Origin of the sequence: Peribacillus sp. R9-11 (assembly GCF_031345095.1) — a bacterium.
Lineage (GTDB): Bacteria > Bacillota > Bacilli > Bacillales > DSM-1321 > Peribacillus > Peribacillus butanolivorans.
The window spans coordinates 4,641,204-4,659,264 of record NZ_CP133763.1 but is presented as its reverse complement, the minus strand read 5'-3'; the positions used below and the strand labels follow the sequence as shown (position 1 = coordinate 4,659,264).

At 38.2% G+C, this 18,061-nt stretch carries 11 protein-coding genes and 1 pseudogene; 10 read left to right on the top strand and 2 right to left on the bottom strand.

The features are described from left to right. Window positions 1–633: 633 nt before the first annotated feature. From RE409_RS22580 to RE409_RS22555, 6 genes and pseudogenes are all read left to right on the top strand, one after another. Complete coding sequence (locus tag RE409_RS22580) at window positions 634–2,211, top strand: malate:quinone oxidoreductase (protein WP_309559305.1); 1,578 nt, start codon at window positions 634–636, stop codon at window positions 2,209–2,211. Window positions 2,212–3,365: 1,154 nt separating this feature from the next. After that, window positions 3,366–5,705 (top strand): RNA polymerase recycling motor HelD, encoded by a 2,340-nt coding sequence (helD, locus tag RE409_RS22575; protein ID WP_309558099.1) that lies wholly within the window; start codon window positions 3,366–3,368, stop codon window positions 5,703–5,705. A 181-nt stretch (window positions 5,706–5,886) separates the two neighbouring features. Further along, window positions 5,887–6,021 carry a small, acid-soluble spore protein L gene (gene sspL, locus RE409_RS22570; RefSeq protein ID WP_309558098.1) on the top strand — a complete coding sequence of 45 codons (135 nt, stop codon included), beginning with the start codon at window positions 5,887–5,889 and terminating at the stop codon, window positions 6,019–6,021. Between the two features lie 274 nt (window positions 6,022–6,295). Further along, window positions 6,296–9,466, top strand: coding sequence for an ATP-binding cassette domain-containing protein (locus tag RE409_RS22565; RefSeq protein WP_309558097.1), 3,171 nt, complete (start codon window positions 6,296–6,298; stop codon window positions 9,464–9,466). A gap of 154 nt (window positions 9,467–9,620) precedes the next feature. Beyond that, a complete protein-coding gene (locus RE409_RS22560) occupies window positions 9,621–10,079 on the top strand; it encodes an SRPBCC family protein (RefSeq protein WP_309558096.1) in 459 nt (152 codons plus the stop codon). Window positions 10,080–10,154: 75 nt separating this feature from the next. Further along, window positions 10,155–10,246, top strand: a pseudogene (locus RE409_RS22555) (hypothetical protein); the annotation flags it as partial. Window positions 10,247–10,430: 184 nt separating this feature from the next. Here the strand turns inward: RE409_RS22555 and RE409_RS22550 are convergent. Together RE409_RS22550 and RE409_RS22545 are read right to left on the bottom strand one after the other, a co-directional pair. After that, window positions 10,431–11,414 (bottom strand): ornithine cyclodeaminase family protein, encoded by a 984-nt coding sequence (locus RE409_RS22550; RefSeq protein WP_309558095.1) that lies wholly within the window; start codon window positions 11,412–11,414, stop codon window positions 10,431–10,433. A gap of 34 nt (window positions 11,415–11,448) precedes the next feature. Further along, on the bottom strand, window positions 11,449–12,747 hold the full coding sequence (locus tag RE409_RS22545) for an MFS transporter (RefSeq protein ID WP_201253926.1): 1,299 nt from the start codon (window positions 12,745–12,747) through the stop codon (window positions 11,449–11,451). 172 nt (window positions 12,748–12,919) lie between these two features. On the opposite strand from RE409_RS22545, the gene RE409_RS22540 reads away from it, so the two are divergent. From RE409_RS22540 to dptF, 4 genes are all read left to right on the top strand, one after another. Then, complete coding sequence (locus RE409_RS22540) at window positions 12,920–13,432, top strand: helix-turn-helix domain-containing protein (RefSeq protein ID WP_309558093.1); 513 nt, start codon at window positions 12,920–12,922, stop codon at window positions 13,430–13,432. 816 nt (window positions 13,433–14,248) lie between these two features. Further along, on the top strand, window positions 14,249–14,518 hold the full coding sequence (locus RE409_RS22535) for an excalibur calcium-binding domain-containing protein (RefSeq protein WP_309558092.1): 270 nt from the start codon (window positions 14,249–14,251) through the stop codon (window positions 14,516–14,518). Window positions 14,519–14,695: 177 nt separating this feature from the next. Next, on the top strand, window positions 14,696–15,343 hold the full coding sequence (locus RE409_RS22530; RefSeq protein WP_309558091.1) for a BglII/BstYI family type II restriction endonuclease: 648 nt from the start codon (window positions 14,696–14,698) through the stop codon (window positions 15,341–15,343). Between the two features lie 384 nt (window positions 15,344–15,727). Beyond that, the gene (gene dptF, locus RE409_RS22525) at window positions 15,728–18,061 is read left to right on the top strand and encodes a DNA phosphorothioation-dependent restriction protein DptF (protein WP_309558090.1); all 2,334 of its coding nucleotides are present in this window, start codon (window positions 15,728–15,730) and stop codon (window positions 18,059–18,061) included.

Below are 18,061 nucleotides of genomic sequence, written 5' to 3'. Positions count from 1 at the left end.
TATAAATTCCATCGTTCGTAAAAATATATATCGTTTCACCGCATGGCTATACGGCGGATAATTTTTTTACGATCCTCATAACATATTGAATACGACTGCCTTTTTTTAATGTTTGTCCTTTTCTGTGGAAAATGTAGCGGGCATTTCCTTTTAAAATGACGAGAGCATCATCACTAATCGCAAACTCCGAGAATGAATCTTTTTTTACTAAAAAAAGGTTAGTTAAAAAAGTTCATCTAATATAACGACAAAGTATCCAACTACGTCATAAACTGTTATATAATGTTTGAAGTGCATATTTTTGATTAAATAAAATAACTAAAACGGGGGATATTCCCAGAGTTCGAAAATCTGACGTTATTTTGAAATATCTGCAAAAGAAGGGGGAACATTTTTCATTTCTAAAATAATCCAGTACAGTGCAACTAAGAAGCGTGGAGGTTCACTGATAACGGCAAACCAAAGCCTTAACCTTTGCAAGAAGCTGGATAAAGATCTTGGTGTTATATAATAGTTGATATTTAAATCTATAAATAATAGTGATATACTATATAGGGTTAAAAATGCATACAGAAAAGGTGTGTTCCTTGGTTGCGTCTTGGCTTACCGTGACGCTTAAGCAGGAGCGTCTACATCCTTTCTGCAAATCTTTATAAGGATATGGTAAAAATGAGTAACAGACAAACTGAAACAGACGTTATCTTAATTGGTGCCGGAGTCATGAGTGCGACTTTGGGGACATTGCTAAAAGAATTAGTACCGGACTGGAAAATTACAGTGTTTGAGAAACTCGCAGACGCAGGTGAGGAAAGCTCTAACGAGTGGAATAATGCGGGAACCGGGCATTCTGCACTTTGCGAGCTTAACTATACTGTCGAAAAACCGGATGGATCCGTAGATATTAGCAAAGCTATAAAAATTAATGAACAGTTTCAGCTTTCAAGACAGTTCTGGTCTTATCTTGTAAATAGCAATCTGATAGGTAATCCGCAGGACTTTATCATGCCATTGCCTCATTTGAGTTACGTACATGGGGAAGAAAATGTAAAGTTTTTGAAAAGACGTTTTGAAGCAATGTCAAACAATCCACTGTTTGAAGGAATGGAATTTTCCGATGATCCTGAAAAACTGATGGAATGGATTCCAGTTATGTTGAAAGACCGAGCTTTAAATGAACCTATAGCAGCAACAAAAATCGATTCTGGAACAGATGTCAACTTTGGCGCCTTAACGCGTTTATTATTTGACCACTTAAAGACTAAGAATGTCGATATAAACTATAAACATAGTGTTAATAATATTAAACGTACTAGCGACGGATTGTGGGAATTGAAAGTGAAAAACCTCGATAGCGGTACTGTCGAACGCCATACTGCAAAATTCGTCTTTATCGGCGCCGGGGGAGGAAGCTTGCATTTACTGCAAAAAACTGGTATTCCTGAAGGAAAACATATTGGGGGATTCCCGGTAAGTGGAATATTCATGGTGTGTAACAATCCGGAAATTGCAGAGCAGCATCATGGAAAAGTATACGGAAAAGCTTCGGTTGGTGCTCCGCCAATGTCTGTTCCGCATCTTGACACAAGATATATCAACAACCAAAAATCGTTGCTATTTGGACCGTTTGCTGGCTTCTCGCCAAAGTTTTTAAAAAATGGCTCAATGCTCGATTTAGTAACTTCAGTAAAACCGGATAATCTCGTAACTATGTTGGCAGCAGGCGCAAAAGAGATGTCATTGACAAAATACCTGATCCAGCAACTTATGTTATCGAAAGAACAGCGCATGGAAGAATTACGTGAGTTTGTTCCGAACGCCAAAAGCGAAGATTGGGATTTAGTGGTAGCAGGCCAACGTGTGCAAGTTATCAAGGATACTGTTGAAGGCGGCAAAGGAACACTTCAATTTGGTACGGAAGTGGTTAGTGACGCTGATGGCACGATAGCTGCATTACTAGGTGCTTCTCCTGGTGCTTCTACCGCTGTTCACGTTATGCTTGAAGTAATGAGAAAATGCTTCCCGCAACATCTAAAAGAGTGGGAACCGAAATTAAAAGAAATGATACCTTCTTATGGCGTGTCACTAGTGGAAAACCCAGAGCTTTTCCACGAACTTCATGCTTCAACAGCGCAGGCGCTTGGTCTAAACGAAGACTTGCCGAACCAAGTTAATTCTTTAGATGCAGAAACAAAATCACTTCAAAAAGCTTAAGCAACATTTTTCATCAAAGGACAATGTTTCCTTGATGAAGAGATTGAAAAGGCAATGAATGAAAAATAAAACATGGAACCTTCGATCTATCTATGGATTGAAGGTTCTTTTTTTGGAATTTGCAGTTAGAATGGGCACGGAGAACCGGATCACAAGTGATGGTAAGCAAAAAATGGGGGGATTCCACCTACCTTGATCAAAACTGGGGTAAGGGTAAAGTGATTTTTTAACAGCATATAAATGAGAGAGTAGTGGTATGAATGACGCTGGATAGTCTTTTTGGGGCTATCCATTTTTTAATCCCGTATTATTCAGTATTTTACTCACCCTACAAAACAAACAAGCCCTCTCTATAAAGGAGGGCTTCAGACTGTAGACAACCTCGATAATTGATCTTCACTCCAGGCACTCGCTTTCCGCGGGCGGTCCGGGAGCCTTATCGGCGCTGCCTGCGGGGGTCTCCCATGGACGCACTATTCCCGCAGGAGTCTCGCACCTTCCGTTTCAATCACATTTGTTATAAAAATTAGAAGCCCTCTCTATAAAGGAGGGCTTCATACTGTAGACAAACTCGATAATTGATCTTCACTCCAGGCACTCGCTTTCCGCGGGTGGTCGGGGAGCCTCCTCGGCGCTGCCTGCGGGGTCTCCCTTGGACGCACTATTCCCGCAGGAGTCTCGCACCTTCCGTTCAAATCACATTTGAATGAAAACAGTTAATTCATTTTCTAATAGTTTGACTAATTCCATCGTTTTATAAAGTATTAGGAATTATCGGTAAGGGTGGGAATAGGATATGCCGTTATGCCATGGGATACTACGAATCGCCGTTGATGAGAGTGTCGTAGCTGCCATGAATTCAGTGACCAGCGAAGCAATGAGGCTTTCAAATATGTAATTAGTCAAAAAAAATAACCAGCCAAGCTACTTGCTCAACTGGTTACTGGATTTATATGTTAAATTAGAGTTTAAAACGACGGTTTATTATGGCAACTGATGTGCAATATATATTGATATAATTCAGAAATTGTGATAAATTAGTATAGAAACACATTTATCAATATATAAAATCAGTTTACCCCTTACTATAAGTATAAGGTAAAACTCACCTCTAGTCAACCCCTAATTTTTCATTTTTTAAAGGAGTGTCTGATATGAACAATGAAATTCGGCAGGAGCAAGAACGTTTGGATGAGGTGATAGAAACAATTACGAAACAAATCAGCAAAATAGAAGGTGAAACTTCCCAGCGTAGAAAAGAAGTTGTTAATATCCGTAAACACTTTTGGGATGACCTCAAGGTTAATATGGATACTTTCGATGATTACCTCGAGACGATCATTGGCTTAAGGCAGCAGGCTCAAGACTTGTCACAAAGTGAAGGCGCACATAGATATGCCTTCAAGAGGTTGTCAACACTGCGCCGCATGCAGGAAGTACCTTATTTCGGCCGGATTGATTTAACTGAAGAAGGGTCTTCCCTTACGGAACATATTTATATTGGGATCTCCACTCTTGCTGATACAACAGGAGAAAACTTCATTGTCTACGATTGGAGGGCTCCGATTTCGAGTGTCTATTATGACTATCCTCCCGGCCCTGTAGAATATTCAACTCCCGGAGGCATAATTCGAGGGATGTTAGAGAAAAAGTGGCAATATATCATCAAGGGAGGGGTTATCGAATCAATGTTCGATACGAGTCTCACTATTGGAGATGAGATACTGCAGCAGGTGCTTGGTAAGGGGACGGATAAGCATATGCACAGTATTGTGTCCACCATTCAACGGGAGCAAAATAGGATCATCCGGAACGATCGCGGACGCCTGCTCATTGTTCAAGGAGCCGCTGGCAGTGGTAAGACATCAGCTGCCCTCCAACGGATTGCTTACTTGCTTTACAAGTATCGAGATAGGCTAAAAGCCAATCAAATCATTCTATTCTCTCCTAACTCAATGTTTAATAACTACGTATCCAATGTACTACCCGAACTTGGCGAAGAGAATATGCAGCAGGTAACATTCCAGGAATATCTGGACCATCGTCTGACTGACTCATTTCAAGTTGAGGACCCTTATGAGCAATTAGAATTTTTGTTAACTGCAGCGGATGATCCTTCCTATAGCACTAGGACAGCGAGTATCCGATTTAAGGCTTCAATTCGCTTCTTTGAGATAATCAAAACATACAGTCAATCACTAGAATTATCTGGAATGATCTTTAAAGGGTTAAGGTTTCGAGGGGAAATGCTCGTCTCCGCCAAACAAATCTCAGAAAGATTTTATAACACAGACACCACCCTACGTTTTCACAATAGGATTGAAAAGTTGAAAGAGTGGTTATGTGACTTACTTGATGAAAGGGAAAAGTTTGAGTTGAAACAACCTTGGGTCCAGGAGGAAATCGAGTATCTTAGCAAAGAAGACTATCAGAAGGTATACACCTACTTAGAGAAAAAACGCGGCGATACTGAAGATTCCTTTGACGATTATGAGAAAGAGAATAAAATGCTCGCGCGCATGATTGTTCGTAAGAAATTGAAGACGTTACGCAAACGGATAAAAGCACTTCATTTTATCGACATTAAGGGAATATACAAGCAACTTTTTGACGATCAAACACGGATCGATCTGTGGAACGAGGGTAAAACACCTGTCGAAAGGGAAATTTGCTTATCAACGCAAAAAATGCTGGACGAAGGTAAACTGCATTACGAAGACGCGACTCCATTTTTGCTGCTGAAGGAGTTAATTCTAGGGTTTCAGACAAATACTTCCATAAAATACGTGCTTGTAGACGAAGCACAAGATTATTCTCCATTTCAATTCGAGTTTTTGAAACGGTTGTTTCCTTCTGCAAGGATGACCGTGCTTGGTGACTTTAACCAGGCAATATTCGCTCATGCCAGCGAACGGGTGGATTTCCAGACTCTTACCAGTTTATACGGAATAAGTGAAACCGAGAGTATAACCTTGGCTCAAAGCTACAGATCCACAAAGCAGATTATAGAATTCACACGTGAACTAGTTCCTGATGGCCATCGAATTAAGGCGTTCGACCGTGAAGGCGAAAAACCTGTACTGACTCAAGTGTCGAACCGTGATGAATTGCACGACAAAATCGTGTCTAAAGTCAAAGACTTTCAGAGTCGTGAGTATAATACAATCGCAATAATATGTAAATCTGCTGCTGAAAGTGCCGCTGCATACGATGCCCTTAGTACCATCGGTGAAATTAAACTCGTACAGAAAGGCACAAATGAATATGAACAGGGTGTTGTTGTCATTCCGGCTTATTTGGCTAAAGGCATCGAATTTGATGCTGTCATCATTTATGATGCATCTGTGCAAGCATACGGTGATGAGAGCTTACGAAGATTGTTCTACACCGCATGTACCAGGGCTATGCATAACTTGCAGATATATACGGTTGGCGAACCCAGTCCTTTCTTGCTCAACGTTGCAACGGATAGTTTACTTCTGACCCTAGATTAACAAAGAGGGCCCCAAATATGGAAAACAGCTTTTTGAAACCTGTGTAGACTTTAGTTCTATGCAGGTTTTTTATCGAGGTAATCTTTATAAGTTCCTGATTTTAGAGAGACGTTCACAGAAAGAAACGACCTCCATTTTAATTTACAACAGTTCGGACATAATATACTTGGAGGTGAAGGAAATGAGTAAAAAGACAGCAGGAAGAGGCCGAATCGCACCAAGTGTTAACCCGCAGGGACATGGAAAAGATGTCGAATTCGCCACTGAGCCCAAAAGCGAGCTTGAAAACAAGGCAAAAAAGTCCAATACAAAATAAGTGTATTGGGCAAAAATATGGTCATACTTTGTAAAGAATGCCCTTCTCTTAATCGAGAGGGGCTTTTATAATCTAAGAAGGCTCTAATCATCTTATTGATTATGGAAAAAAAACCTATCCTAAGTCCACGATTTTTGTCGATGAATCATACGTTTTTGGAGCAGTGGAATGTGAAAGAATAGAAGGATGGGGCTACCGTTAAAAAAATACCAAATACATTTGTCGCTGTGCTAATATGAAAGACTGAGCTTAATAAAATGGAGAGGAGTTACAAATGAAAATAAATCGATTAATAGCGAACAATATAAACCATTTAGATTCATCACTACCAGACGACCAATCATTAGGAATTGCTGGATTATCCGGTTCCGGGAAAACGACTTTTTGTCAAACCATTGGGGAAGAATCCAAGAAGCGTCTCGTTTCCTTATTGCCCAAGTCTGAATATCAGTATTTATTTCCTAATATTATGGAAACCAACTTCAGCGCCATCAAGATGGAAGAAATGCCGCTGGTCCTTTTTCTCGGCAAATCATCCATTTCAGCCAATCCCCGTTCAACCATTGGCACACATACTGGTGTGTTTAAAGAAATTCGTGTTTGCCTTGCAGAAAAATTCAACCTTTCTCCGGAAGTTTTTTCATTTAATAATGCCTTAGGCTGGTGCCCCACTTGTAAAGGACGCGGTACGACGAAAAATGTCGAATGTCCAAAGTGTGAGGGGAAGCGCTACAATCAAGAAGTCGAGCAATATACCATTGAGTTATTAGATCGTCCGCATACTATTTCCGATATCAACAACCTAAGCATTGAAACGATCCTTTCGCTTGCAGAGACATTACATATTAGTGAAGCTAAACAGCATATTCTCCAAAATATAATCAATATGAATATTGGTTATTTAGGCTTAAATCGTATTATGGGGACAGTTTCAGGAGGAGAATTAACACGGCTTTATTTGGCCGAATTCATGGCAACAAGTGAAAATACCGTGATCATCATTGATGAAATCTCCGTCGGTCTTGATCATCAAACCCTTTTGAAGATTTTAGAACAGATTAAGCAATTAGGTTATAAAAATCAAATTTGGCTCATTGATCACTCAGACACGGTGTTAGATAGCACAGATGAACAATTGTTCTTTGGACCTGGCAGCGGGAAATATGGCGGGAAAATTGTTGAGGAATCACCACGTCCCAAACCAATCAGCTGGGAACGAAATGAAGCAACGCCAACGGAATACTATCAATTTCAGGATCTTTACTGCCGTAATATTCAAATGGAAGAAATCCGGATTCCTAAGAATAGGCTCGTTACCTTTACGGGTGAGTCAGGCTGCGGTAAATCTACACTTGTCAATGAATGTATCTCTAAAGATTTTCAGAAGCGGTATCCAAAGGATAAACTGGTCATGGTCGGGCAGGACCGAAACAAATCGATTACCAGTCGATCAACCGTTGCGACGTTTCTTGATATTAAAAAGAAACTCACCAAATACAGTGATGAAATTGATGATATCTTTCAGCGTTCGATTGAAGATATTATCGAAGAATTGCCAAATGAAGACATCGCTCATAAACGCTTGAGCTTATTGATCAAACTTGGACTTGGTTATTTGACGTTAGAAAGAAAAACACAAACACTATCAACGGGTGAATTTCAATGTGTCCACTTAGTTTCCGAGCTGTTTGCGAAGACAAGAAACCCACACACGCTGTTTATTTTTGACGAGCCTTCAAAAGGGTTATCGCAAAACATTTTAAACCAATTCATTGATAGTGTCAGGGTCATCCTGGAGGATGAATCAGTCTCCATCATCATGATTGAACATAATGGTTATATGCTGGAAAGCTCGGATTATATCGTTGATTTTGGTAAAAGACAGCTTGCACCTGTCCAGCATCTTGACGTTGTCAGTCATGATGATCATTATCGTCACAAAAACAGTGAAGATCGAGTGGAGCCATTGCAAATCTCTTCCACACTTCGGTCAAAAAATGGCATCAATTATTTACAGGAAAATCATCTGGACTATTTTAAAAAGGCAGAGAACGTCTATAAGGGCGGCATTTTAAAAAGCTTATCACCAATCGCTCGTGTGATTTATGGTGAATACGAGTCAGACACGATCGCACCTGTGATCGCCATCGATCTGGAACGGCACTTGTATAGTCAATATACGTTTCTTTATGAATTGGGCGGAATGATCAACCATCTAGTGGCAGCACATCCGACCAATAAAGATACAAGAAGCTTCGATTTCTATTCTGCAGAAAATCATTGTCCAAGCTGTTCGGGCCGCAGGGTCATTGAAAAATTTGACTTTGATGTCGTCATTCAAGACAAAAACGTGCCATTCTGGGATGGCTTATTACATCCAGACGTGATGGAAGTACTAAAGTTTTATCAACATTCAAAACTGCAATTCCTGTTTGATGAGATCAAGAATGAACTCGGTCACGACATTAGTAAAAGCTATAATGAGATGACAGATGCCGAAAAGCAGACCTTCTTATATGGGTATTGGGAAAAGTCCTTTTACGATAAAGCAGGCAAGGCATCAAGGACATGGGAAGGATTCAATTTCATCATTGGACGTTATATGTTCATATCGAAATCGATCATTAAAGAGCAGATGAAAGCATCAAAAGAGATGATCGCCTGTCCTGTCTGTCAAGGAACGGTCCTGAACCATCATAAAAAACTAACATTTGGTGATACAGACATTCGCGAGATCATCCAACAGCCGATTGATCAAGTCATCAAAATTGTAGGGAAGCTGCCAGAACTGGAAAAACTAAAAGCGATTGTGGGCGGCGATATCGCACTTACAGATGATGTCTCATTCCTTCCTCGGGAAATAAAAGCGGCGTTGAAAATGCTCGAACTGGAACTGGCAAGCTTCGTCGGGTATGAAGTGGTTTTACAAAATACCCTGCCATTCTGGGGCAGCATTAAAGGTAATATCGAAGCAATCAGCAGCAAAAACCAGATCACCATCTGTGACTTTGCCAATATTAACGAAACAAGAGAAACCATTATTGATAAATACTTCACCAATGGCAAATACAAAAAACTAACCTATGTCTATGAAGCATTTGGCTACAAAAAAATCGTTACCCAAATCAATAAAATTAAGGCAAGTCATAAATGCCCATTCTGTAATGGGAAGAAAGTCATTTCAGAAGATAACATCCATGACGGTGTGTATAAATTAACGATACCCTGTGTGAGTTGTCATGCCAGTGGCATCGATGATGAAGGTCGTAAAGCAATCGTCGAGGACATCGACGTGCAGACCTGGCTGACGGGAAAAGTAAATGATGCCGTGGCTGAAAGTGAACGTACTGAGGCCGTTGCCGATATTCCGATTTTCGCCCGGATTCGTGAATTGAACAAACGAGATATGATGGCAGTTTATCAATGCCTTGAACAGAATAAATAAATTTGACTGACTTAACAGCACTCTATTGATAAAAAGTCCGCCGATAATGGCGGACTTTTTCTATAAGCTGATGCTAGATTATATGGACCCAAGTTAGTTGTTAATTTGGTTTTACATAGTAAAGTAAATATAATATAGGTAGAGGTGATTTACATTGAAAAAATGGACAAAAGAAATAGAAATAAACGCTCCAATTGAACAGGTTTGGAAGTTTCTTGATGGTTCTGTAGAAAATATGCAACAAATCATGCCTCAAGTAGTGGAACAGAAGCCCATTAAAATAACGGAAGAAGTGGTTGGAAGTGTATATCGCCAAAAATATAGAGAAGGAAAACGAACAGAAGAGTATGATATAGAAACATTAGAATATTCGAATGCAACGAATGAGAAAAAGCTAAAAGTAGGCTTTACACTAGCAAAAATGTTTGATATTACAGCTTTTTATGAACTAAATAAAATCAATGATAATAAGACTTCCTTTACATATACAGTCACCAATCGCCCTTTAAAGTGGTTTGTGAAATTATTTTTATTATTTGCTACCGATAAAGTGGTAGTTGAATTTTTAGAACGTGTCAAAAATGTAGCTGAAGCAGAAACAAGTAGAGAATGATTTTGTTAAGTCAATCTTCCGCAATCGACACAACAACACAGATAGAAAATGATCCATCTTTTTTCAAGATGAATTCAGACTGAATACAAGCCCATGTTTCAAAGGCACTATATGATGCCAATAAAAAAAGCGACCGTGATAAAGACTTGATCGCTTGTGAAAGATAAGGATTATTCAAAAGGCCCTTCCGAAAGAAGGGTCTCTTTTTTTAAAGATGAAATGTTACTGCAAGTTAAGGCAAATGATTATCCCCAAAACAAAAAACGCGTTAGGTCTCATGTTGAACGTCTCCTGTTTTTTAAAAATCGGGTTGTTATTACATTCAGCGATAGCAAAATGTATTGGCTTCTGTTATACCTCAATCTCCATCCCGATGTTCCGTTCTTTCGATTGGCAGTAAACACCTTTTGCCACAGCGAGGTCAAAGTAAGCAGCACCGACTGATTTAAAGAAGGTAATTTCCTCTTCATTTTCCCTGCCTGTTTTGGTCAGCATTACAAGTTCATAAAGCTCCCCATGAATATCATTAAACGACCAATTTCCCTGATTGGCTGCATGAATGAGTTCTCCTGCTTCATCCTTCACGCCCGCCAAATCGTCGACGATAATTTTAGCAGCGCGTGATACCGTGGTATTATCCACTTCTTTCATATGCGGCAAATAAGACCCGACCCCGTTAATGTGTGTGCCCGGCTTTAAATCCAGCCCGTTAAATACAGGCTCGTTCGAGCGGGTTGCACAGCAAATAATATCTGCTTGACGAACAGCTGCTGAAACATCTTCGAAAACTTCAAAAGGAACGGTTACTCCGAATGCCCGCAGCTTTTCACCGAATTTCTCCGCTTTCTCTGGTGTGCGATTTACTAATAAAATACGCTCAATGTCCCTTACGGCTAACACACCAATTGCTTGTTCAAATCCCATAGCTCCTGTTCCAATAATCGTGAGAACCCGGGCGTCTTTACGAGCAAGAAAGTCTGTGGCAATGCCGCTCAATGCCCCCGTTCTGAGACGTGTTAAATATGAGGCATTCAACAATGCTAAATGTTCGCCATTTTCTGCATCTGACAGCAAGATGACTCCTTGTGTTGTTGCCATCCCCCTTGAAGGATTCTTTGGAAAAATGGTAACAACTTTGACCGCCGAAACTTCTTCGGATAAATCAGCGCTTGGCATGTAAAGTGCCGATGCCTCGTGTTGAGGGAAAGCAAGAACTGTGCGATGGGGGTTGTCTATTCTTCTAGCACCATGTGCACGTAATACGGCCTTTACATCCGAAATTGCGTCCTTCATTCCATATGATTGTTGAATTTCCTTTTCACTTATAACCAACATTCAATTCTCCTCCTTGAAGTAAAAGAACCATAGATTACATGGCTCTACTATTATGTGTTTCGTCTAATTTCTGATTGCTACGATCCTTAACTGCCCAAATCGCTGCTAATGACACGAGAGATGCAAAAATAATATAAATGGCGACAGGAACATAGGAGTTATTAAACCTATTAAGTAAAGCCGTTGCAACTAGCGGCGCCGTTCCTCCTGCCAGAGCTGCCCCGATTTGATATCCAAGCGTGATGCCGGTATAACGAATCCTTGCATCGAAAATTTCCGAGAACATCGTTCCAAGAACAGCTGTGATGGGAGCCCAAATAACCCCTAAGCCTATCACTGTTGCAATGATTAATAAGAGTACCGATTTTTGCTGCAGCAACCAGAAGTATGGGAATGCAAACAGTGCCATCCCAATCGTTCCGCCTATAAACAGCTTTTTGCGGCCAATTGTATCAGATAACATCCCCATGAATGGTATTAAAATCGTCGTTATAATTGTTGCAATCATGACTGCAGTCAATGTAGCTGTCCGTGAGAAACCGAGAGTTGAGGTAGCATATGATACGACAAATGTGCTAAAAATATAAAATGGTGCTGTTTCTACCACTTTGGCTCCCACAGCGATAAGCACTTCACGCCAATAATTCTTAAGAGTTTCTACAATCGGTAGCTTTGGAACTTCTCCGGATTCCTTTACTTTTTTGAAAGACGGTGTTTCATCAATTCCTTTACGAATCCATAGGCCGAAAAATACAAGCAAAGCACTAAAAATGAATGGTAAACGCCATCCCCAAGTCATGAATGCGCTTTCAGGAAGCAGTGTCATAAAAGATAAGGCAATGGTTCCAAGCAGCATTCCTATCGTAACACCCATCTGAGGAATAGCTCCGTACAAGCCCCGTTTCTCAGCGGGAGCATATTCAACGGCCAATAAAAGCGCGCCTCCCCATTCACCGCCAATTCCTAGACCTTGAACTAAGCGCAATGTGATTAATAAAATCGGCGCCCAAATGCCAACGGCTTGATACGTAGGAAGAAGCCCCATCCCAAATGTTGCGACCCCCATTAAACTAAGTGTTAAAACAAGTGTTTTCTTTCTCCCAATACGATCGCCAATATGGCTAAAGATCACTCCGCCAAAAGGGCGGATGAAGAATGCTAACGCAAAGGATGCATAGGAAAGCAACAGCCCTATTGTCGGATCCTCATTCACGAAGAACAACTGGTTAAACACGAGTGCTGCAACGGTCCCATATAAAAAATAGTCAAACCACTCAATCGAACTTCCGACTAAACTCGCGATTAATATTCGCCGCATTTGTTTCTTTTCCATCTTTAGTCACCTCTTCAAAATTGAAGTATCACTTCAATTTATTATTTCCTTCATTTTAAATAATTAGAAATTTTCTGTCAATATTTTTTAATAAGTTATTAATGACGGGGCATTCATCAAAACTTGTCATGTATAATGAAGCTAAATATTATGTAAAAAAGGGGGCATCTGTATGCCTTTTGATTCAATCGGGAAAAAACTGAGATTATTGAGGAAAGAGCGAAAACTAACATTAAAGAGTCTGGCTGAACAAACAGGCGTTTCAATCAGCTTTTTATCACAAGTAGAACGGGGAAAATCAAGCGTCACATTAGAGTCATTAAAAAAAATCGCTGATACATTAGATGTCAGCCCAAGTTTCTTTTTTTCTGAGGACCGCTCCCAAGAAAATTCAGAATCGAATCATGAACAATTTCATTATCAGAATTTATCCAGCGGCATTCGTGATGCTGTTTTTTCGCCTATTCTTGTCACTTTAAAGCCAGGGGAAAATAAAGGAAGTGCTTTTTCTCATAGCGGTCATGAATTTTTATTCATTATCGAAGGGAAGTTAACAGTGGAAATAGAGGGAGAAAGAATAGAACTCCATGAACAGCAGTCATTCATGTTCGATGCTAGAAAAGCCCATTACTGGTTTAACTTCTCGGATCAAATTGTCCGGTTTTTGGTGGTGTCGTCGAAATAACCTTGTTTTACAAAATGTTGCACGAAAGACTTATGTAAAACTATATCCAGTTAACGAAAAAGTTGATTGTTGTAAATGAGGTCATAAGTCGTACAAAAGGATAGATGTAAACAGGTATTCCTCACTGTTCATCTATCCTTTCTTTTTACCTTGTTAAATGTGTGACATTAAATCAAACATTAAAGTAATAAATTATTTATCGATGAAAAGAATAGAAAAGAAAAGAGACTTTGTATTTAATAGTATTTGCTATAGGGATAGTACAATAAAAATAGGTTACAATGACTTTATAAGCTATTCTATCAAGAACACGATAAAAGCACTTGGTTCCTTTTAGGCAACCAAGTGCTTTTTAGCATAAAATGTTATAAGAACGTTTGTATTTGTATTCATAGCCTATTATGTTAGTACGATTTCGCATTAATATGGGAGCTCTTTTTGTGGTTTTCAGGGGGAGTGGGTTGCAGTAATAAGGGGGGCCAGGGCAGCAATATCTATTATTTTGTTAAACTATTGTTCTTAAGGGAGCTCCTTAATTTATTAATTGCTAGTTTGTGGTTTTTAGAAACTGCCTGCTGCGAAAAGTAATGAGAAAGAAATACGATGGAGTAGCTGACCTTTTGGGAGCTGTTTTTTTAGGTTATAAATTCCTTAAGGGAAAAACCACCAGAGGATAGGTGGTTTTTTTGATGAAAAGTTATTAATTATTGAATTATTGATAGGGAGTTTTAATATTGGAAATGTTGTTATTGTAAAAAATGAGATGATACATTATGATTAGTAAAAAGTTAATTTTTAGGAAAGGAAGTACATTTTATGAAACGTTTATTTACTATTTTACTATCTTTAGTGCTAGTTTTGGGTCTCTCGCTAGGAGCAAATGATGTTGCCAGTGCCAAAACAAAAGTGAAAACATATAAAAACTGTACTGCATTGAATAAAGACTATAAAGGGGGCGTAGCTCGTTCATCTTCCGTTAAAAATAAAGGAGGAAAAACGAAATACAAGCCCCATGTTTCAAAGGCACTATATGATGCCAATAAAAAAAGCGACCGTGATAAAGACCTGATCGCTTGTGAAAGATAAGGATTACTGCACCTATTTAGTCGATAGTTCAAAATGTGTAATATAGATAAAAAGTAGTGAAAAAGAAAAATCCATTAATTCAGTTCATGCTAATTTTAATAATAGGTTAATCAACAAAAAGTTGGCTTGAGTGTGTTAAAAGAAAAATAAAAACAAATTGTAAAATAGGAGAAGAAAATGAACCTGAAGATTCATTCCCATAATTTCGCTGAGAATATTCTATCTCAAGAGCCATTTAAACAAACATATGATGAGCTATTGAATATTTGCGAACAAGCACCAATTCCTATATATAAAAATAAATCCACGAATCAAAAGAAACTGGATGTAATTCAACAAATTATAGATTCATATTTAAATCTAAGACTAATGTTCGATGGCTGGAACCATGATGAGCATTTTCCTGTAAATGAAAAAGAATATTTAACGATTGACTATAAAAAATTAGTTTCAACCAAGGAACAAGACTACAATATTCATCTTGAAGTTGAATTTGGAAACGTAGCCAGTACCTATCGGAACTATTTTAAACTCCAATTTTTAAATTATAAAAGAAGTAATAATATTGGTGTTTTAATATTACCAACGGAAAGTTTATCAAAGCGCATAGACAGTGGAATAGCAACCTACGAAAAAACTGTAGGTGAACTGGAATCGGCTATAGGTATATTTAATTTCCCAATTTTAGTGATAGGGTTAGACTATAATGAAGAAGATGAACTACCACTGAATGCAGGTGAGCTCACATTGAAAGAACTCCAAAGCAAATCCAATATTAAGCATGAAATGTTTGTTAGGGATTTTATAAAGAACATTAAAGCATGAATAATTAATGGATGAGGTCATGTTAATTAAATATTAAAAAATTATGGCAGCTGACCTTTGGTTGGTTGCTTTTTTGTTCTAATCATAAATTGGCTTATACATTAAAGGATTTATTCTTAAACTATTAATATGGATAAGTGGTGAGTAGAATAGTTGTATGACATATTAGAATTGTTTTTACAACAAAACTTTAACTTTGGAAAGCATATGGATTATTACTCTAGGACCATTGTAAACCGTTTGCTATAATTAAACATGAAACTATAAGTATATAGTTTCATGTTTAATTTTTTCAAGGTGGAAAATGATCAGGGTTCATTTTTTTGAATATATATTTTTATAGGCTTTTAAAAAATCTATAGACATACTGAGGTGTTTTAGTAATTGCAGAATAATAATTTTGGATTTTTAGAGGGGAAGTTTCCGAAATTAGCGGAAATTGGTCGGCAGATTGAAGATGTCTTTTATAATGATCCGCAAACGGTTTTAATAAAAGGAAGAATATTTTCTGAAGAGCTATTGAAGGAAATTGCTAAACAACATGAAGAGCTTGAAAATATAAGCTACTTAAAATTAGTGGAACGGATCCAGCTCCTAGAAAAAGAGGAGATTTTAACGAAGGATATTGCAAGATCATTCGATACAATTCGTTATTTAGGGAATAAAGGAACACATGAGTTCATTGATAATGATTTGGAAAACGCCTTCAAGATGCATAAAAGGTTGTTTGAAGTATCAGTTTGGTTCATGGAACTATATGGGGATTATTCATTTGTTGCACAAAAATATAAATATCCTCAACCGAAAAGTGATTTGGATATTTTTAGCGAAATTGAGGAAAAGACCTCAAGCCTAGAGAAAAAATTGGAGCTGATATTGACAGCATCCAAAGCCGCTGCTGCGACAGTTGAAACTGAGAGCGAAGTTCCTGTAAATCGGGAAAATGCGTCACAGCCTTATCTCGTCTATGAAAAAGAAGTTAGTGAACAATTTGAATTCACTCTTAAAGAAGGCGAAAGTTATTTACTTAAAGAGCTTTCGAAACTAAAGGAATCTTCTCAAGAGGCCATTGAGAATTCAAATCAATTTAGTGGTTTTAAAGAATATTTACATGTAAAAAGGTCGATTCAAGATGATTTGGAGCAGGCATTGAACAGGTCAGTAAGTAGGAATCAGGCTCAGTTGATTTTCTTGTGTGGAAGTGTTGGTGATGGAAAATCACATTTGCTGGCATATTTGAAAAATAAATATCCTGACTTGGTAAATCAGTTCATGATTCATAACGATGCAACCGAGAGTTTCGATCCGCAAAAGAGTTCTTTGGATACATTGGCTGAAATTTTGAAGCCTTTCAGTGATGAAAAAATTAAAGGTGCTCAAGATAAGTTGATTTTGGCTATTAATTTGGGAGTCCTGAATAACTTCATGGAATCAACTTATGCGTTGGAAAACTTCAAAATGTTATCTGAATTCATTAAAGCGGCGAATGTCTTTGAAACTTCGACCATTACGGAAAACAAAGAAAATGACAATTTTCATTTAATCAGTTTTAGCGATTATCAACCCTTTGAATTAACGGAAAGTGGATCTGTTTCGGAATATTATTCAACCCTATTAGAGCGTTTAGTGAATAACACGGATGAAAATCCTTTCTACCGCGCGTACTTGAGGGATAAGGATAGGATTAAAGGTTTCTTTATCACTAACTATGAATTATTGATGTTACCGGAAATTAGAGAAGGAATAGTGGATTTGCTGATTCAGGCTATCATCAAGCATAAAATGATTATTTCAACACGATCTTTACTCAATTTCATTCATGATATCATGGTGCCGGCTAATCAGGAAGTGGATTATATCAATTCTGATGCTGTTCAAAAGACGGAAGGTTTACTTCCTTACCTGCTATTCGAAGGAAGGGAACGCTCTCATTTGTTGTCAGTGATTTCAGCATTGGACCCAATTCATAAGCGTACAGATGTAGTTGATCAAATACTTATTGAATTGAATAATTCATTGAATATTAAGGATACCTTTCATAAGTATATTGACCTGTCTTCCCTCGGAGATTGGACAAAGGAAATAGAGGGTGTTGGAGCATTCCATGATTTAACGGAAGCCTCTCGTCATCTTTATAATAAGGCGTTAATCCGCTTGGCCTATTTTTTAGCTAATGAAGTGAAGGAAGTCTTTGTAGACAGCGACTACAAGGAATATCTTTCATATTTATATCATTTTAATATAGGGGATAGGAATGGCTTGAGGAGGATAACGAATTTATTAAAAGAATCCATTTTCCTTTGGAACGGTACACCAAAGAATGATTATGTATATATAGATAAATCGAATGAAAACATTCAAGTAGCACAATCATTAATGATCAAGCCTTATTTTGGACACTTGGAAAGTGGTGGCGATGGTGTATTAAATAGGTTTCATTTGACGATTCGTTTAGCTTTTGGTGATGAATCAAAGAGAAATCCTTTCTATATGGAGATCGATTATCCTTTATATGAAATGCTGGTTAAATTGTCTAAAGGATACCGTCCCAATAAGAAGGATAAAGAAGATTGCATTCAATATGTTGAATTTATAGATAAAATCATGCAGCACGGAAATAGGGAAAAGGAGTTATTATTCGTAAACCTTCAATCCAATAAAGCGTTTAAATTGATTTATGATGATGACTACGAAGAATTTACGTTCAGAAGGGATTAA